12 protein-coding genes and 1 pseudogene are annotated in these 17,995 nt (G+C 72.6%); 4 read left to right on the forward strand and 9 right to left on the reverse strand.

Annotated features, from left to right (window positions below; genetic code table 11):
• Nucleotides 1-31 precede the first annotated feature (31 nt).
• A complete protein-coding gene (locus AQJ91_RS21360; protein ID WP_067024041.1) occupies nt 32-856 on the reverse strand; it encodes a Tat pathway signal sequence domain protein in 825 nt (274 codons plus the stop codon).
• Between the two features lie 183 nt (nt 857-1,039).
• Between AQJ91_RS21360 and glgX the strand changes: the two genes are divergently transcribed.
• The 3 genes from glgX to AQJ91_RS21375 all read left to right on the forward strand — a co-directional run bounded on the left by glgX (nt 1,040) and on the right by AQJ91_RS21375 (nt 7,042).
• Complete coding sequence (gene glgX / locus AQJ91_RS21365; RefSeq protein WP_067024044.1) at nt 1,040-3,157, forward strand: glycogen debranching protein GlgX; 2,118 nt, start codon at nt 1,040-1,042, stop codon at nt 3,155-3,157.
• Nucleotides 3,158-3,250: 93 nt separating this feature from the next.
• Complete coding sequence (gene treY / locus AQJ91_RS21370) at nt 3,251-5,611, forward strand: malto-oligosyltrehalose synthase (RefSeq protein WP_067024047.1); 2,361 nt, start codon at nt 3,251-3,253, stop codon at nt 5,609-5,611.
• Between the two features lie 180 nt (nt 5,612-5,791).
• The gene (locus AQJ91_RS21375; RefSeq protein WP_067024050.1) at nt 5,792-7,042 is read left to right on the forward strand and encodes a M14 family zinc carboxypeptidase; all 1,251 of its coding nucleotides are present in this window, start codon (nt 5,792-5,794) and stop codon (nt 7,040-7,042) included.
• A 45-nt stretch (nt 7,043-7,087) separates the two neighbouring features.
• Here the strand turns inward: AQJ91_RS21375 and AQJ91_RS21380 are convergent, their stop codons facing one another.
• From AQJ91_RS21380 to AQJ91_RS21390, 3 genes are all read right to left on the reverse strand, one after another.
• On the reverse strand, nt 7,088-7,507 hold the full coding sequence (locus AQJ91_RS21380) for an SSI family serine proteinase inhibitor (RefSeq protein ID WP_067024054.1): 420 nt from the start codon (nt 7,505-7,507) through the stop codon (nt 7,088-7,090).
• The gene (locus AQJ91_RS21385; protein ID WP_067024057.1) at nt 7,504-8,865 is read right to left on the reverse strand and encodes a M14 family zinc carboxypeptidase; all 1,362 of its coding nucleotides are present in this window, start codon (nt 8,863-8,865) and stop codon (nt 7,504-7,506) included. The genes AQJ91_RS21380 and AQJ91_RS21385 overlap by 4 nt, the downstream gene beginning before the upstream one ends.
• Before the next feature lie 137 nt (nt 8,866-9,002).
• Nucleotides 9,003-9,554 (reverse strand): DUF1707 and FHA domain-containing protein, encoded by a 552-nt coding sequence (locus tag AQJ91_RS21390; protein ID WP_067024060.1) that lies wholly within the window; start codon nt 9,552-9,554, stop codon nt 9,003-9,005.
• 127 nt (nt 9,555-9,681) lie between these two features.
• Between AQJ91_RS21390 and treZ the strand changes: the two genes are divergently transcribed.
• Entirely contained in the window at nt 9,682-11,427 is a 1,746-nt protein-coding gene (gene treZ / locus AQJ91_RS21395) for a malto-oligosyltrehalose trehalohydrolase (RefSeq protein ID WP_067024063.1), read from the forward strand.
• A gap of 362 nt (nt 11,428-11,789) precedes the next feature.
• Here the strand turns inward: treZ and AQJ91_RS21400 are convergent, their stop codons facing one another.
• From AQJ91_RS21400 to cyc2, 5 genes and pseudogenes are all read right to left on the reverse strand, one after another.
• Nucleotides 11,790-12,731: an aminoglycoside phosphotransferase family protein gene (locus AQJ91_RS21400; RefSeq protein WP_067024066.1), complete on the reverse strand. Its 942-nt coding sequence runs from the start codon at nt 12,729-12,731 to the stop codon at nt 11,790-11,792.
• Between the two features lie 49 nt (nt 12,732-12,780).
• Nucleotides 12,781-13,908, reverse strand: a complete 1,128-nt coding sequence (locus AQJ91_RS21405; RefSeq protein WP_067024069.1) for an aminopeptidase P family protein — start codon at nt 13,906-13,908, stop codon at nt 12,781-12,783.
• A gap of 108 nt (nt 13,909-14,016) precedes the next feature.
• Nucleotides 14,017-14,653 (reverse strand): annotated as a pseudogene (locus AQJ91_RS21410) (LysE family translocator).
• Between the two features lie 50 nt (nt 14,654-14,703).
• A complete protein-coding gene (locus AQJ91_RS21415) occupies nt 14,704-15,282 on the reverse strand; it encodes a PDZ domain-containing protein (RefSeq protein ID WP_067024072.1) in 579 nt (192 codons plus the stop codon).
• Between the two features lie 325 nt (nt 15,283-15,607).
• Nucleotides 15,608-17,797, reverse strand: coding sequence for a germacradienol/geosmin synthase Cyc2 (cyc2, locus tag AQJ91_RS21420; protein WP_067024075.1), 2,190 nt, complete (start codon nt 17,795-17,797; stop codon nt 15,608-15,610).
• Between the last annotated feature and the right edge of the window lie 198 nt (nt 17,798-17,995).

Raw genomic sequence — 17,995 nt, forward strand, 5'->3', positions numbered from 1 at the left:
AAGTAAGGTGGAAAAGTGAACGGACGTCGGCTCAGTCGCGGTCGAGCGCGGCGACCTTGCGGGCGCTCAGGTCGATCACCAGGTACCGGGCGTCGATCCAGGACCCGTTCTTGATCTTCGGGAACAGCCGCACGCACCGGTGCTCGCCGCACTGGTCGAGCACGGCCGGCTGGGCGCCCGGGACCGCCCGGTAGACCGCGCCGCTGAGCTGCAGCTGGTCCGGGGAGGTGAGCTCCTTGTCGGTGGCGTCCTTGTAGTCCGCCTTGAGGCCCGCGCCGAGCGGGTCGGCGATCAGGAGCCTGGCCGCCTCGGCGTACTCGGCACGGCTCAGCGGCGGCTGGACGCCGCGCCGGGTGTCGGTCCGCTCGACCTCGCCGGTCTCGAGGTTCACGGTCCTGGTGACGAGGGTGTCGTCCTTGTAGTCGTAGAACGTCACCTGGGCCCGGCGCGGTGCGTTCGGGTCGTCCACCTCCGCGGCCTCGGGTTCGGCGAGGTCGACGGTGAGGCTCTGCGGGCCGCGCTCGCCCGCCACGTTCTCGCCGGCGTCGCGCAGCTGCCGGTTCACGGCGAGCTGTTCGACCCGCTTCATCTCGTCGTCGGTCAGCGGGTCCTGGCCCTTGCCCCGGTCACCCTCGGCCGGGGCCCCCTCGACGACGCCGGGCTGGACGGCCGCCGTGCCCTGCCCCTGGCCCTCGGCCGCCTGCTGCGCGGACTGACCGCCCGCCTTGTTCCCTTCCGTGTCGTCGGCCCCCGCTGTCCCCGGCAGGGTGATCCCGATCATCACGGCGGTCCCCGCCACGGCTATGGCGGCGCCGGCCATCACCTTTCCCAGATGGCGATGCACTGTCTTGCGCACATCTTCCCCTTTTACTCCCCGCGTGTTCCCGGGAGTACGTGTCTGCCCCACAGGTTCGGCATACGTCGTATGCACTGGTCGACCGGTAAGAGGGACGTAAGTCATAGGAGGTTCCATCACTTTCGGGGAGACTCGGGGCCAAGGCGCCCCCGACGGCGCGCGCCACCTGAAAGAGTCGTATCCATGCAGGTCTGGCCTGGAGAGGCGTATCCACTCGGTGCCACATACGACGGCGCCGGCACGAACTTCGCGGTCTTCACGGAGGCCGCGGACCGAGTAGAGCTGTGTCTGCTGCACGACGACGGCTCGGAGACGGCGGTGGAACTGCGGGAGAGCGACGCGTTCGTGCGGCACGCGTACGTGCCGGGCGTCATGCCGGGGCAGCGGTACGGGTTCCGGGTGCACGGCCCGTACGCCCCCGAGCGCGGTCCGCGCTGCAACTCAGCGAAGCTACTGCTCGACCCGTACGCCAAGGCGATCAGCGGCTCGATCCACTGGGGCGAGGAGGTGTACGGCTACCACTTCGACGCGCCCGACCGGCGCAACGACCTGGACTCGGCGCCGCACACCATGTCGTCGGTCGTGGTCAACCCGTACTTCGACTGGGGCGACGACCGGCTGCCGCGCACCGAGTACCACCACACGGTGCTCTACGAGGCCCATGTGAAGGGGCTGACGATGCGCCACCCGGGGCTGCCCGAGGAACTGCGCGGCACCTACGCCGCCCTGGCGCATCCGGCGGTCATCGAGCACCTCACCGAGTTGGGCGTGACGGCGCTGGAGCTGATGCCCGTACACCAGTTCGTGAACGACCACCGTCTGGTCGACATGGGCCTGAACAACTACTGGGGCTACAACACGATCGGCTTCTTCGCCCCGCACAACGCGTACGCCTCCTGGGGCGACCGCGGCCAGCAGGTCCTGGAGTTCAAGTCGGCGGTGCGGGCGCTGCACGAGGCCGGTATCGAGGTCATCCTGGACGTCGTCTACAACCACACCGCCGAGGGCAACCACCTGGGCCCCACGCTCTCCTTCCGGGGCCTGGACAACGCGCGCTACTACCGCCTCACGGACGACCAGCGCTACTACATGGACACCACGGGGACGGGCAACAGCCTGTTGATGCGGTCCCCGCACGTACTGCAGATGATCATGGACTCGCTGCGGTACTGGGTCACCGAGATGCACGTCGACGGGTTCCGCTTCGACCTCGCGGCCACCCTGGCCCGGCAGTTCCACGAGGTGGACCGGCTGTCGTCGTTCTTCGACCTGGTGCAGCAGGACCCGGTGGTCTCCCAGGTGAAGCTGATCGCCGAGCCGTGGGACGTGGGCGAGGGCGGCTACCAGGTGGGCAACTTCCCGCCGCTGTGGACCGAGTGGAACGGCAAGTACCGCGACACCGTGCGGGACCTGTGGCGGGGTGAGCCGCGCACACTGGCGGAGTTCGCGTCCCGGCTGACCGGCTCCTCGGACCTCTACCAGGACGACGGCCGCCGTCCGCTCGCCTCGATCAACTTCGTGACCTGCCACGACGGGTTCACGCTGCACGACCTCGTCTCGTACAACCACAAGCACAACCAGGCCAACGGCGAGGACAACCGGGACGGCGAGAGCCACAACCGGTCCTGGAACTGCGGGGCGGAGGGCGAGACCGACGACCCGGACGTCCTGGAGCTGCGCGCACGCCAGATGCGGAACTTCGTCGCCACGCTGATGCTGTCCCAGGGCGTGCCGATGATCAGCCACGGCGACGAGTTCGCGCGCACCCAGCGCGGCAACAACAACGCCTACTGCCAGGACAGCGACCTGGCCTGGGTGCAGTGGCCGGACACCGAGGGAGCCGGCACCGAGCTGCTGGACTTCACGCGCGCGATGGTGTGGCTGCGCCGGGACCATCCGGTCTTCCGGCGGCGGCGCTTCTTCCACGGGCGGCCCGTGGAGGGCACGCACGACGAGCTGTCGGACATCGCCTGGTTCACGCCGGCAGGCAAGGAGATGACCCAGCGGGACTGGGGCCGGTCGCAGGCGTCGGCGCTGACGGTGTTCCTCAACGGCAACGCCATCTCCGAGCCCGGCCCGCGCGGCGAGCGCATCGCCGACGACTCGTTCCTGCTGATGTTCAACGCCTCGCCCAGGACGCTGGACTTCGTCGTCCCCGTCAACCACGGCCGTCAGTGGCAGGTGGTCGTCGACACCGCCCGCACGGACGGGGTACCGGAGAACACGAGTGTGAAGGTGCAGGCCGGGGACCGGCTGCGGCTGGTGGACCGGAGCATGACGGTGCTGCAGCGGCCCGTCTAGGAGGGCGGGTCCGCACTCGGATCGGGCACGCGCACGGGCGCACGTGGAGGGGACGATGACACGAAGGGCGGCAGGGCGGGTACGTAGGATTCCATGACACCTGAGCGACCTGACCCCGCGGTGCCCACGGCCACCTACCGGCTGCAGCTGCAGCCCGAGTTCCCGTTCGGGGCCGCGGCGGCGGCCGTGCCGTACCTGGCCTCGCTCGGCGTCTCGCATCTGCACCTGTCCCCGGTCCTGGAGTCCGTGCCCGGTTCGACGCACGGCTACGACGTCGTGGACCACGCGCGCGTGCGCGGGGAACTGGGCGGCGAGGAGGGGCTCCGCGCGCTGGCGCGCACGGCGCGGGAGCACGGCCTCGGCCTGGTCGTGGACATCGTGCCGAACCACATGGCCATGGCCCCGCGCCACAACCGCGCCCTGTGGGAGGTACTGCGGGAGGGCCCCAAGTCTCCGTACGCGCGCTGGTTCGACATCGACTGGGAGGCGCAGGGCGGCCAGCTGCTGCTGCCGGTGCTCGGGCAGCCGCTCGGCGCCGAGCTCGGCCGGCTGGCGGTCGACGGCGGCGTGCTGCGCTACTACGACCACGTGTTCCCGCTGCGCGAGGGCACCGAGGAGCTGCCGCTGCCGCAGCTCCTGGACGCGCAGTGGTACCGCCCGGTGTGGTGGCGACTGGCCCGTACGGAACTCAACTACCGGCGTTTCTTCAGCATCTCGGAGCTGATCGGGGTGCGGGTCGAGGACCCGGAGGTGTTCGAGGCCACCCACGCCAAGATCCTGGCCCTGGTCCACGAGGGCGTGATCGACGGCCTGCGTGTCGACCATCCCGACGGCCTCGCCGACCCCGACGGATACCTTCAGCGGCTGCATGAGGCGACCGGCGGCCGCTGGACGGTCGTGGAGAAGATCCTGTCGGACGGGGAGCGGCTGCCCGCCTCCTGGCCCGTCGCCGGCACCACCGGCTACGACGCCCTGCGGCACATCGACGGCCTCTTCACGGATCCGGCGGGCTGCGGGGAACTGCTCGGCCAGTACCGGCGGTTCGCGGCCCCGCAGACGGACCGGGGCGGGGACTGGGCGGCGACGGCGCGGCGGGCGGCGTACAAGGTGCTCACGCACGAGCTGGCGACCGAGATGGACCGGCTGACGCGGGTGGCGGACCGGGTGTGCGGCACGTCGCCGGAGCCCGCGCAGCGCGACCGCGCGCCCTGGGCGCTGCGGACGGCGCTGCAGGAGTTCCTCGTCCGGCTGGAGGTCTACCGGCCGTACGCGTCCGGGGACGCGGCTCTCGTCGTCACCGAGGAGGCCGCGGCGCGGGCCCGGCACGCGTTCGTCGACCCGGAGGAGGCCGGTGCGGTCGACGTGGTGCGCGACCTGGTGCTGGGGCGGGCCGGTGCCGGACCCGGCGCCGACGCCGCCGAGTTCCGGGCGCGGTTCGCGCAGACCGCTTCGGCGCTGCGTGCCAAGTCCGTGGAGGACACGGCGTTCTACCGGTATGTGCCGCTGCTGTCGGCGACCGAGGTGGGCGGCAGCCCGGGGAGTCCCGCCGTCGCCCCGGAGGCCTTCCACGCCTACTGCGCGCGCGTGCAGCGCGACTGGCCGGTGACGGGGACGGTCGTGTCGACGCACGACACCAAGCGCAGTGCCGATGTGCGGGCGGCCCTGGCCGTGCTGACGGAGTGCCCGGAGCGCTGGGCGGACGTCCTGGCCGAGGTGACCCGCGCGGGCGAGGGCGTGCCGGACGCGCAGCTGGCGTGGGCGGCCTGGCAGACGGTGTTCGGGCTGGGCGAGACGGACGCCGGACGCGTCCAGGGGTCCCTGCTGAAGCATGTGCGCGAGGCCGGGCTGTACACGAGCTGGACCGAGCAGGAGCCCGCGTACGAGGAGGCGGTGGCGGCGTTCGTCGCGGCGGGCCCGTGCGGGGCGCCCGGCGAGCACGTGACCGCCTTCCGGAGCAGTCTGGCGTCCCCCGTCCGGGCGAATGTGCTGGGCGTGGCCCTGGTCCAGCTGACGATGCCCGGTGTGCCGGACCTCTACCAGGGCACGGAGGGCGAGTACCGGGCGCTGGTGGACCCGGACAACCGGCGTGCCGTGCGCTTCCCGCCGGCCGATCCCGGCGACAAGGGCGCGGTGACGTCGGCGGCGCTGCGGCTGCGCAGGCGGCGGCCCGAGGTCTTCGGCGACTCGGCGACGTACACGCCGCTGGCGGCGGAGGGTACGGCGGCCGCCCACTGTGTGGCGTTCGTGCGCTCCGGCGAGGTGCTCACCGCGGTGACGCGGCTGTCGCTGCGGCTGGCGGAGGCGGGCGGCTGGCGGGACACGGTGCTGCCGCTGCCGCCGGGGCGGTGGGCCGATGTGCTGGATCCGGGACGGGAGTTCACGGGGCACGCGCGCGTGGCGGAGCTGTTCGAGGGGCTGCCGGTGGCGCTGCTGGAGCGGGTCGGCGCTCCCTGAGCGCGCCGGGGCCCGCTCCCCCGGGCCCGGCGGGCCTCGCACTCCGGGCGGTGCCGACGGCCGTACCTGCTGGCGGTATATGCCTCTGGGCGCCCCCGGGAGCCTCCCCCGTGATGTCCTTGACACGTCACGGAGACCGTGGGGTACTGCGGATTGCGAAGCCGGGCGGATGTGACGGGGGTGAGTCTCCTGCCGGAGCTGCGCTACCCCACCGTCCCCGAACTCGTCTTGTCCGCCCGGGTCCTGGCCGCTCACCGACCCGGCTTGTGCGTACTGAAGCAGGTGGGCGTCTCCCGCGCGGGCCGGCCTCTCCATCTGCTGTCCGTGGGGCATGCCCGACGTGCCGTGCTGGTGGTCGCGGGCGCCCATGCCAACGAGCCGACGGGCGGCGCGACGCTCCTCGCGGTCGCCGAACACGTGGTGCAGGAGCGGGAGTTGCGGCACGGAATCTCCTGGCACTTCCTGCTGTGCGCGGACCCCGACGGGGCGAGCCTGCATGTCACGCCCGCCCCGCGCGGCCTGTTCGACTACCATCTCGGCTTCTTCCGGCCGGCGGGCCCGGAGCAGCCGGAGTGGGCACCGGCGGCGCTGCCGCCCGACCGGCTGCCGCCCGAGACGCGCGCGCTGACCGGTGTCATCGACGCACTGCGCCCCTACCTCCAGGTGACCCTGCACGGCACCGATCTGGGCGGCAGCTGGGTGCAGTTGACGAAGGACGTGCCGGGACTCGCCGAGCCGTTCGCCAAGTCGGCGGCGGAGCTGCACATCCCGGTGGAGACGGGCGCCTCGGACGCGGTGGGCTGGCCGGCGGCCGGGCCCGGGGTGTATGTGATGCCGGCGCCGGACGCGGGCGCGGCGTACCCGAGCATGCCGGACGACGCGCGCAGCAGCACCTGGTACCACGTGCACCGGTACGGCGGGCTGACCGCGGTCGTCGAGGTGCCTATGTGGGCGAGCGACCTGGTGGACGATCCGGCGCCGCATCCGGCACCGGCCCTGGCGATGCGGCGGCTGGCGGGCCGGCTGCTGCGGGACACGCGGGAGGTGGAGCGGGTGCTCGCCGACGCGCGGCCCCGCCTGGAGGGCGTGGACGGGCCCCTGTTGCGGGCCGCGCAGTGGGGTCTTGAGCTGGTGCCGGGGCTGGCCGCCGACTGGATGCACACGCCGCCCGCCGACCACACCCGGGCGTACGTCGGCAGTGTGGACGCGTTCGGGCGCCGGCTGCCGCTGCGGGCGGCGTCCATGCTGCGCCGAGTGCTCGAAGAGACCGGCGACCGGGCGGCGCCGCGGCTGGAGCGGCTCGTGGCGGCCTGGAGCGACTCCTTCGCCGAGCGGTTCCGGGCCCGCTGGGTGCCGTTGGAGCACCAGGTCGAGCACCAGTCCCGGACGGTCGTCGCGGCGGCGCTGCGCGCGCGCGACCGGGCGGGGTAGGACCCGCCGCTCCACGCGCGCGTGCGGCCCGCGACGGCAGACGTGTCAGGCGTCCAGCGCGAACACCGATCCCGTGCGCGCGCCCAGCACGCACGCGTTGGAGAAGGTCTCCTGGTATTCGACGGGCTGTCCCTGCCACTGCCCGCGCGCGTGGGCGGTGACCGGCGCGTAGATCATCGGGCAGTGGACGTCCTGCGGCCGGAGGCCGACGATGTCACCGCCGACCGGTTCGAGCTCGGCGCAGGCCTCGGCGGCCTTGCCGTGGCCCTGGGGCGGGTTGCACATCAGCAGGGTGCCGCGCGTGTCGCTGTGCCGGGCGTCGCCCTTGGTGACGGTGAGGAAGAGCCAGTTGCCCGGGAGGGAGTCCTGGGTGGTCGCCTGCGCCGGGGCGGCGCCGAGGGCGAGCAGGGAGGCCGCCGCGAGCAGGCCGGCCGGTACCGCTTTCGCTGTGATGGAGTACGTCATTCCCGATGCATCGGCACGGCTGCCCCGGCATTCCACCCCGACTCACCCGAACGGGAGCCGGCGGGCGCGTATCGCCCGGCGAGTTCGAATGTGGCGAGCACCACGCGTGCCTGGTACTCCACCTGGCGCGCGACCGGTATCCAGCGCGCCCCGCAGCCGTCGCGGTAGTCGGCGCACCATGCGTCGACGAGCCGGTCCAGCTCCGGCAGCACCCCGGCCGGATCGCTCCCGGCGCCCGTCACGAGCTGGTGCAGCAGCCCGGCGGTGCGCAGGGCGAGGCGCCGTCCGGCGATGCGCAGGGCGGCCAGGTGGCCGGTGCTGAGCGGCGGCAGCGGGCGCCCGTCGGTGATGTCGGGGTCCCAGGCGTCGGCAAGTCCGGGGCAGACCAGTAAATAGTCGTCGACCGGGGCGAGCAGACGGGCCGTGTCCGGTTCGGCGGGCAGGTGCGGCCGCAGTCGCTCCAGCAGGCGTTCCAGCTGCCGGGCGTCGTGCCGCAGGGTGTGGCTGACGGTGCGCAGGACGGCGGCCGCGTCGGCGGGCGGTTCGCCGTCCGCCACGGCCGGTACGCCCCACATGGGGGCCTCGACGACGGCCGTGACCGTGCCGTGCCGGTACGGGTGGAACCACGTCGACTCGACGGCTGCCTCGGTGATGGCGGCGGCCAGGTCGCCGCGGCGGGGCCGGGGGATGCGGTAGACGGCGGGGCCGAGGCCGGGCCAGTACAGGGTGTCGTAGGCGCCGATCTCGCGCGGGATGCCGAGGCGGGCCGCGGTGTGCGCGACGCGGCGGGCGAGTCCGTCCAGCTCGTGGGTGAGCTCGACGAAGCCGCCGCCGACGTCGACGCCGTGCAGGGAGCACTGCAGGAAGGGCCGCAGTTCGTCCTGGACGTCGAGCAGGGCGCGGGTCTCCGGCAGTACGGCTCCGTCGGCGCCGTCTGGGAGCCATTCCGGCTGCTCCAGGAAGCCGGGCCGGAAGAAGTTCCGGAAGTACCGGCCGAGGGTGTACGGGCCGTGCAGCCAGCCCTCGTTGCGGCGCAGGCCGTCGGGGTCGAGGCAGAGCAGCATGTTCCAGGTGGCGTCGGCGCCCTCGCGCAGCCTCGGGTCGGCGAGGACCCGGTCGGCCAGTCTGAGGACGGTGGCGCCGCCCACGGGTTCGTTGGCGTGCGGTCCGGCGACGACGAGGGCCTGGCGGCTGCCGTGGCCGACGGACAGCAGCCACAGGGGTGTGCCCGCGCGGGAGGTTCCCACTCGGCGCAGCCGGGCGTCACGGGGACGGCGGGCGACGAGCGCGGCCGCCCGGGCGCCCAGCTCGTCGACGGTCGGGTAGCGGAGGAGTGGCGGCAGGGCACACCTCCACAATGTGGTGCCGTCGGTTCACCTGGTGTGCATGGTGTACGCACAGTCAGTCACGAGTTGACGGGTACGTCAACACCACGGAAAGCAAAGGGATTTCATCGGCGCACCCCGTAAACCCAAGGCCAGAGCTAAGGTTGGGCTCAGTTCGAGGCGAGGCGGAACGAGATCCTGCCGAAGCCGATCTGGTCGCCCTCGCGGACCACGACCGCGCCGATGACGCGCCGTCCGTTCACCGTCGTGCCGTTGGTCGAGCCGAGGTCGCGCAGCACCCACATGCCGCCCTGGCGGCTCAGTTCGGCGTGCACCCGGGACACCGTCTCGTGGGTCAGCCGCAGCCCGTTGGCGGGGTCGCGGCCGATGCGCAGGGCGTGGCCGTTGCCCGGGTGGGGCAGCAGCAGCTTGGGCAGCCGCTCGGCCTGCCAGGCCCTGCGCAGCCGTACGGTGAAGCCGGAGACCGCCTCGACGGAGCCGAACACCAGCCGCGAGAAGCGGCTCTCGGTGGGCAGGTCGGCGGTGAGCGCGGCGAGTTCGTCGGACCGGCGCGCGGCGAGGGCCAGTTCCATGCGCCGCACGAACGTGTCGTGCGACAGCCGGCCCATGGCGACGCCGTCACGGAGCACCTTCAGCGCCCTGTCGCGCTCCACGTCGGACAACCGCGCAGGGTACGTGTTGAACTCGAAAGACGACGTCACGGAGCTGATTGTCGGTCAGCGGACCCCGGGTGTCCAGAAAACGCGGGAGGATGCGAAAGCGGATTGATCGTGTTTGACGCACCATGGACGGGCTACATCACGGTGAGCAGACGAAGGGGAACCGTCCGTGCGTTTCGAGGTGTGGGCACCGCAGGCCGATCGTGTGACGCTCCATTGCGAAGGCGCCACGCGCGCGTTGGAGCGCGATCCGGAACGAGCGGGATGGTGGTGGGGTGAGGCGGAGGCGCAGGACGGCTCGCGGTACGGCTTCGCGCTGGGCGACGGTCCCGTGCTGCCCGATCCCCGTTCGAGACGCCAGCCGGACGGGCCGGACGGGCTGAGCGCGGTCGTCGACCAGGTGCGGTACGCGTGGCGCGCCGAGTGGGCGGGGCGGCCGCTGCCAGGTGCGGTGCTGTACGAGCTGCACGTGGGCACGTACACCCGCGAGGGCACCCTGGACGCGGCGGCCGAGCGGCTCGGCCATCTCGTCGAACTGGGCGTCACGCATGTCGAGTTGATGCCGCTGTGTCCTTTCCCCGGGCGGCACGGGTGGGGGTACGAGGGTGTCTCGCTGTGGGCGGTGCACGAGCCGTACGGCGGGCCCGAGGCGCTCAAGCGCTTCGTCGACCGAGCGCATGAACTCGGCCTGGGCGTGGTCCTGGACGTGGTGCACAACCATCTGGGCCCGTCCGGCAACTACCTGCCCCAGTTCGGCCCGTACTTCACGGACACGCATCACACGCCCTGGGGTGTCGCCGTCAACCTGGACGCGCCCGGCTCGGACGAGGTGCGCGCGTACCTTGTCGAGAGCGCGCTGGCGTGGCTGCGGGACTACCGGATCGACGGGCTGCGCCTGGACGCGGTGCACGCGCTGAAGGACACGCGCGCGTACCCGTTCCTGGAGGAGCTGTCGGCGGCCGTCGACGCCCTCTCGGCCGACCTGGGCCGGCCGCTGTTCCTCATCGCCGAGTCGGACCTGAACGACCCCCGGCTCATCACGGCGCGCGCGGAGGGCGGCCTCGGGCTGCACGCGCAGTGGAACGACGACTTCCACCACGCGCTGCACGCCGCGCTGACGGGCGAGTCGCAGGGCTACTACGCCGACTTCGCGCGCGCTCCCGTCGCCGCGCTCGCCAAGACGCTGACGGGCGGCTACTTCCACGACGGCTCGTACTCGAACTTCCGGGGCCGGCGGCACGGGCGCCCCCTGGACCGTACGCGCGTGGCGGCGCACCGGCTCCTCGGCTACAGCCAGACCCACGACCAGGTCGGCAACCGCGCCCAGGGGGACCGGCTCGCGGCCTCCCTCTCCCCCGGCCTGCTGGCCTGCGCGGCGACGCTGACGCTGACCTCACCGTTCACACCGATGCTGTTCATGGGCGAGGAGTGGGCGGCGGGCACGCCCTGGCAGTTCTTCACCGACCACACCGATCCCGGGCTCGCCGATGCCGTACGGCGGGGCAGGCGACGGGAGTTCGCGGCGCACGGCTGGGCCGAGGAGGACGTTCCCGACCCGCAGGACCCGGCGACCCGGGACCGCTCCTGCCTCGACTGGTCCGAGCCCCATGGCGCGCCCCACGCGCGCGTACTCGCCTGGTACCGCCGCCTCATCGCCCTGCGCCACGAACAGCCGGACCTCACCGATCCCGACCTCGCGGACATCAAGGTGGCGTACGACGAGCGGGAACGCTGGCTCGCCTTCCGACGCGGCGACGTCCGGGTAGCCGTCAACCTCGCAAAGGAACCGGCGGCGATCCCGCTGGGCCCCCGTCAGGCACGGGTGCTGGCGGCGTGGGAGCCGGTGGAGTCCCCGGGCGCGGACGGGGCGCTGCAGGTGCCTGGGGAGTCGGCGGTGGTGCTGCTGCAGGCCTGAGGTGTGGGCGCGACGCAGACGCTGACGCCCTTGCCAAGCGGCCTGCGGCCCACCGAGGTCGGCGGCAGGCGACCAGCGGCACGGGCGGGCTCGCAGCGCACGGCCGAGCGCCCGCCCCCTACAACCCCTCGGCCCCGCCATCCTCCAGCAGCTCCGTCACCCGCTCCAGCGGCACGCAGCCACAGCCGCACAGGCAAACCTGCGGCGCAAGGCCAACCGCCCGCCCCCTACAACCCTCACCCCGTCATCCTCCAGCACCTCAGTCACCCCGCTCCAGATGCCGCAGGGGCCGGCACCAGCCGCACGCAGTCGGCGGGGCGCAGCCAGCCGCACAGTGGCCCGCGGCCCACGCCACCCACCCTCTACAGCTCCTCGCCCCCGTCGTCCTCCCGCAGCTCCGTCACCCGTTCCAGCAGGATCGCCTCCCAGGCGCGTCGGAGCTGTTCCCTCAGCAGGGGCAGGGGTGCTGCTCCCTTGCCGTCGAGGCGTTCCGCGAGGTGGAGGATCGCGTCGCAGCGGGCCAGCCAGAGGCCGCGCAGGCAGGGGCGGGCGCCGTAGCCGGCGAGGGTGGCGGCGCGGACCGCGGCCGGGGAGCCCACGGCGAGGGCGAGGCCGGCGATGTCCTCGGCGGGGTCGCCGACGACGGCGTCGGTCCAGCCGAGGACGCCGCGCACCCTGCCGTCTGCGCCGACGACGAGGTGGTCGGCGGCGAGGGCGTGGTGGACGAGGACGGCGGTGCCGGGCTGGGCTGCGAGCTGGACCGCGGCCGGCTGGGTGAGCTGGTGGAGGCGGACGGGGTCGAACTCGTCGGCGTCGGCGAGGCGCCCCGCCGCGCGTTGGGCGGCGCGGCGCAGGGCCTCCAGGGAGCGCGGGGCGGTGCGCGGGACGCCGAGTGTCTCGGCCTGCCGTACCGGCACCTCACGCAGTCCGGTGAGCAGTCCGGCCAGGTCGGCCTCGCCGACGGCGGACACGTCGTGCTCCTCGCCGGAGCCGCCGGGCAGCCGGGTGTCCAGCGTGTAGGCCAGTCCGGGCGCCCACTCGCCGTGGGCGACGCTGGTCGGCACGGCGACGGGGACGTGCGGGCGGACGAGCTCGCGCAGGCGCAGTTCGCGGCGCCGGCGGACCGCGGTCTCGCGGTCGGGGGCGAGGCGCAGCACATGGCGGCTGCCGACCCACCAGGTGGCGGGTTCGGCGCCCTCGGTCGCGGGCCGGACCTCCGGTCCGGCGTCGTCGGCGCCGTCCTTGAGCAGGGAACGGACCAGTCGGCGGACGGTGTCCGCGGTGGGTGTCGGTGCCTGGGTCATGGTCGCGCCGTTGTCACTAGAGGTCGTGGTGAGGGCTCCTCGTGGTGGGTCAGTCCACTATGACCATCGCGCGGGTGGTGTCGTTGAGGCGGCGACCGCCGTCCTCGGTGACGGTGACGATGTCCTCGATGCGTACGCCGAAGCGGCCGGGCAGATAGACGCCGGGCTCCACGGAGAAGCACATGCCGGGCACCAGGGGCTGCTCTTCGCCCTCGATCATGTACGGCGGCTCGTGTGTGGTGACGCCGATGCCGTGGCCGGTGCGGTGGATGAAGTACTCGCCGTACCCCGCGTCGGCGATGACCGCTCGGGCGGCACGGTCGACCTCCTGGCAGGCCACGCCGGGCCGTACGGCGCGGAAGCCGGCCTCCTGGGCCTCGCGGACGAGGTCGTGGACCCGGCGTTCCTCGTCGGTGGGTTCGCCGACATGGACCGTGCGCGAGGTGTCGGAGCCGTAGCCGTCCTTGAGGCCACCGAAGTCGAGGACGACCATGTCGCCGCGTTCGATGACGCGGTCGCCGACCTCGTGGTGCGGGTTGGCACCGTTCGGCCCGGAGGCGACGATGGTGAAGTCGACCTGGGAGTGGCCGAACCGCTCTAGCAGGTCGGCGAGGTCGGCGGCGACGTCGGACTCGCGGCGGCCGCCGAAGGGAACCTTCCGGATCTCCTCGAACGTTGCGTCTGCGGCCGCTCCAGCCGCCGCCAACAGTTCCAGTTCCGCGGCGTCCTTGACGGCGCGCAGCATCGGCAGGGCGTCGGTGAGGGCGGCGTAGGAGGTGCCGGGCAGCGTCTTCTGCAGGGCGAGCAGATGCATCGCCCAGGCGTTGTCGCTGATCCCGAACCGGCCGCTCGGGTCGAGGAGGGCGGCGGTGGCGGCGTAGGGATCCTTGCCGTCGGTCCAGTCGCGCAGGGTCAGGGCGGGTGCGCCGACGGCGTGCGTGGCGTCCGGGGCCTCCAGGGTGGGGACGACGAGGAAGGGATCCCGGCCGGGGGCGAGGACCAGCAGGGTGAGCCGTTCGGTGATCGCGGTGGGCGTGTAGCCGGTGAGCCACACCAGGTCCGGTCCGGGTGCCACCAGGAGCCCGGCCAGCCCGGCGTCGGCGGCCGCCCGCGCGGCGCGCTCCATACGGGTCCGGTAGTCGTCGGCGGTGAAGGGCACGGGCGTACTGCCGGTCATCCGGGCCTCCCGGGGCGCGTGAAAGGACTACGGGCAGCATCCTGCCCGTACGGAGGGGGCGGCGCGAGCCGGTCGGCGGGTCTTTCGGACGGTCCGCCGGGCACGGATTCAGCTCTCCAGGGCCACACGCACACCAAGAAGAAGCAGCAGCACGCCCCCGGAGACCTGCTTCAGGCGCCGACGCGCTCCGGCAGGGACAGCACGGCCTTCAGACGTCCGACGAAACACACGTACACGCTGTAGTAGCCGGTTTCGTAGACCGCCCACAGCGCGGCGAGGCCGACCTCCCCCACCGCCTTAAGGGCGTGGGAGGTGCCCCCATCGGCAGGTGCGGGGCTCCCTCCGGCACGACCTGGGGCAGGAAGGACAGGGCGAAGACGGCCGCCTTGGGGCCGGCGACGTTGAGCAGCAGCCCGCCGCGGTAGACGGCCCAGCCGGTGCGCCCGCCGCTCTCCCACTCTCCGCTCTCCTCGGTCCCTGTGGCGCGGCGCGCCTGCCGCAACGTCTGGACGCCGAATCCGACGAGGACGACCGCGCCGACGATCCGCATCACGTCGTACGCCACCTCGGACGCCGTCAGCAGCGCGGACAGGCCGAACGCGGCGACGACGCCCCAGACGAAGACGCCGGTCTCGTTGCCGAGCACGGTCAGGAAGCCGGAGCGCCGGCTGCGCAGCGACTGCTTGATGATCAGCACCGTGCTCGGGCCGGGCGAGGCGCGGCCGCACGGCCACCACGACCCCATGCTGACCACCCTCGTCGCCTTTCTCGGTGCCTGCACCCTCATAGCCGTGGTCATGTGACGACGCCGGGCAGGATCGTCAACTGCTGGTAGCCGCCGCTTTGGTGACGCACCGTCAGCGTGACCTCGTCGCCGGGCCGGGCCCGGGCGACGGCCCGTGCGAGGTCGGCGGCCGAGTCGATACGGGTCCGGTCGAACGCGAGGAGTACGTCGCCCCGCACCAGCCCGGCCGCGTACCCCGGACCGGGGACGTGCACGCCGACGACCAGGGCACCGGACTTCTCCGCGTCCACGGCCTGCACGCCGATGGTCGCGCCCGCGAGGGCCGGCGTCGGGGAGGGCGAGGGGCTGGAGTGCAACGCCGAGACGGTCGCACTCCCCGTGGCATCCGGCGCCGGCTGCAGGCGCTGGAGTTCGGCGAGTCTGCTCATGCCGATCACCGTGGCGCCCACCGTGCCCAGTCCGACTCCGCACAGGACCAGGACCATGCCCGCGAACAGGGCCAACAACAGGGTCGTGAGCCGTCGGCCGCGCCGGCGCGCGGCGTGCGGGCGCCGGGCGGGGCGGGACTTGGTGCCGCCGCCGGGCTCCTGGCCGGGCATCGGCTTGGGACGCAACGCAGTCTGTTCCATCGGGATCGCCTCCGGCTGGTGACTACCCGGCGCACCGGCGCACGACGTGCCACGAACGAGTGAGACTGACCGCCGGTCAAAGACGGGAATCATTCCGTTTCTCGGCACGTGCGCGGGCGCGGGTTGCGGCGGGGTGGGGCGTCAGCCACGCGAACCTCTCGGCGGAGGGCCGCGCGCTTCTCGACGCCGCCGACGCGATACTCGGCGAGCTCTCGGGGAACGCCGCGAACGATGTACGAGAGCTCGCCGAGAGGACCGCGACGCGGGTACGGGAGGCCGGCTGACGGGCCCCGGGCGCCTGTCGGTCGACGCTCGGCACGGTGGGTCAGACGACCGGCACCGTCGGCGCTCGGTCCGGCAGGAAGCCGTGGGAGCGGCGGGACAGGTAGTCGGACTTGTAGCGGTCGACCTCGCGGTGCCAGTTCAGGATGCCGGCCATCCAGTTCTGGAGGTCGGTCACATAGCCGCGCATGATCTCGCGGGCCTCCGCCGAGAGGTCGAAGTCCTCGTAGACGAACGGGAGTTCATGCTCGGCGACGTGCTCGAACTGCTGCATGCGCTGGGTCATCAGGTCGTGGACGACGCGGAGCGCGGTCGGGTAGTCGATGCCGAAGAAGTTCTGCACGACGAGGATGGCGTTGTGGATCTCGCCCTCGTACTCGATCTCCTTCTGGTACGAGAAGACGTCGTTGAGAAGGCACGCGTAGTCGACGGCGGCGTTCTCCAGGGAGCGCACGGGCCCGCTGTGGTACACCTCCGGCGGGACGGCGGGGCCGTGGCCCATGCGGCACAGGCCCATGGTGAGGTCGGCGCCGAAGGTGGAGCGGCGCATCTCCAGGTAGTCGACCGGGTCGGGGATGCGGTTCTGGAACTGGTTGGCCAGCTCCCAGACCCAGCTCTCGGTCATGACGTTCACCGCGTCCTTGAGGGTGCGACGCTGGTCCGGGGTCATCTCCGCCGTCGTACGGCCCCACAGGTCGGCGAGTCCGCGCTCCATGGCGTTGAGCGGGACGGTGGCCGCCTCGCCGTCCAGGGGCATGCAGGCCGCGAGGCGCTGGGTGGTGAGGCGGGCGGCGGCCAGGTCGCGGCGGTGGCCGAAGACGAGCGGGTAGTAGTCGTCGCCGTAGGTGCCCCAGGTGAGCCACTGCGAGCTGAGGTCGAGGGCCTCGGGGGTCGCGTCGGGGTCCAGCCCGGCCGAGCAGAGCGGAAGGTCGTAGGCGGCGAGTTTGTCCTCGTCCCAGACGCCCTCCTGGAGGATGCCCATGCGGTGTGCCCAGCCGGTGAGGCGGTCGCGGGCGCCGTCCAGGTGCGGGCTGAGTTCCAGCGGGAAGGGCATGTGGAACTCGGGGAGGATGGACGGCCCGACCTTCTGGAACGGCACGTGTGTGTAGGCGCGCAGCCTCCCCCACTGCCTGAAGGGCGTGGGAGGTGCCCCCATGGCGCCGGCGGACGCGAGCAGGGCGCCGACGTCCGCGGCGGAGGTGCCGGGACCCGTCAGGCCCTGCCACGGCGAGGTGGACCGGGCGCCCTTGTTCATGTAGCGGCTGGAGCGCATGTGCCATTCGTGGCCGCCGGACTGCCAGTCCTGCAGGCCCTGCGTGTACGCGGCGACCGCCTTGACCTCATCCGGGGTGAGGCCCTTCTCCAGGGCCAGGGCGGGCACTTCGGTGAGGGCGGTGTGTTCGAACTGGTGGAGCCGGGAGGTGAGGACGTCGTTGACGGTGTCGGCGGCCTCCTGGGTGGTGCAGTCGAAGAAGGTCTCCAGGACGAGCACGCCGTTGCTGTTCTCGCCCTCGTCCTGGACTTCCCGCTGGTAGGAGAACAGGTCGTTGCGCAGGTGCACGGCGTCGGAGAACGTCTCCATCAGCACCCTGAGCGGCCTCGACCCGGCGGCCGCGGCGGGGACTTCGGCCGTCGCGTACTCCACGAGGCCCGCCGACCAGGGGGCGCCGCCGACCTTGCGGCGCATCTCGATGTACTCGACGGGGTTGGCGATCCGCCCCTCGTTGATGTTGGACAGCTCCCACAGGGACTCGTTCAGGAGGTGCTCGGTGGCGACGGCGAAGCGGCGGCGCCAGTCGGCGGACATCGCCGGGACCGTGCGCGTCCACAGGTCGGCGAGGCCCGCCTCGACCGGGTTCCGCGGCTCGGGCATCGGCGTCGACAGGTCCATGGGCATGAAGAGCGGGAGCCGGTCCAGGTAGGCCTTGCCGCCGGCGCGGTCCTGCGTGCGTTTGAAGATCTCCAGGAAGTGGTCGTCGAAGAAGAAGACCCACACGTACCAGTCGGTGATCAGCGAGAGGGCGGGGCCGTCGCAGTCGGGATGGGTGTAGGCGCAGAGCAGGCCGTAGTCGTGCGCGTCGAGGTCGGACTGCTCCCAGATCCCGGATCCCTCCAGCATGCCCATCTCGCGGGCCCACTCGGTCGAGTGGGCGCGTGCCTCGTCGACATGGGGGTTCAGCCGCGCGGGATACGGCATGTAGAAGTGCGGGAGTTCGAAGGGCTGCTGCGTCATGGGCGGGGCCCTACCCGGGTGTTCGCGGGTGCATCCACGGGCCGGGACATGATCACACCATCGCGTGAATCGAGGGTGAATCCGGGAGTTCTCGCCGGGCCTTCTGGCGGGGCAGCGTATCCGCGCCGGCGACAAGGTGGTCGTCTTCCACGCCAGCTGCCGGTGCTGTACCGGGAGGCGCTGCGGGCCCTGCCGGTG

The sequence above is a fragment of the Streptomyces dysideae genome (assembly GCF_001514305.1).
Taxonomy (GTDB): domain Bacteria; phylum Actinomycetota; class Actinomycetes; order Streptomycetales; family Streptomycetaceae; genus Streptomyces; species Streptomyces dysideae.

What these genes read in the sequence shown, in the direction of transcription:
- treY (WP_067024047.1), top strand. Translation starts at nt 3,251, where the DNA reads ATGACACCTGAGCGACCTGACCCCGCGGTGCCCACGGCCACCTACCGG.
- cyc2 (WP_067024075.1), bottom strand. Translation starts at nt 17,797, where the DNA reads ATGACGCAGCAGCCCTTCGAACTCCCGCACTTCTACATGCCGTATCCC.
- AQJ91_RS21400 (WP_067024066.1), bottom strand. Translation starts at nt 12,731, where the DNA reads ATGACCCAGGCACCGACACCCACCGCGGACACCGTCCGCCGACTGGTC.
- glgX (WP_067024044.1), top strand. Translation starts at nt 1,040, where the DNA reads ATGCAGGTCTGGCCTGGAGAGGCGTATCCACTCGGTGCCACATACGAC.
- AQJ91_RS21415 (WP_067024072.1), bottom strand. Translation starts at nt 15,282, where the DNA reads ATGGAACAGACTGCGTTGCGTCCCAAGCCGATGCCCGGCCAGGAGCCC.
- AQJ91_RS21405 (WP_067024069.1), bottom strand. Translation starts at nt 13,908, where the DNA reads ATGACCGGCAGTACGCCCGTGCCCTTCACCGCCGACGACTACCGGACC.
- AQJ91_RS21380 (WP_067024054.1), bottom strand. Translation starts at nt 7,507, where the DNA reads ATGACGTACTCCATCACAGCGAAAGCGGTACCGGCCGGCCTGCTCGCG.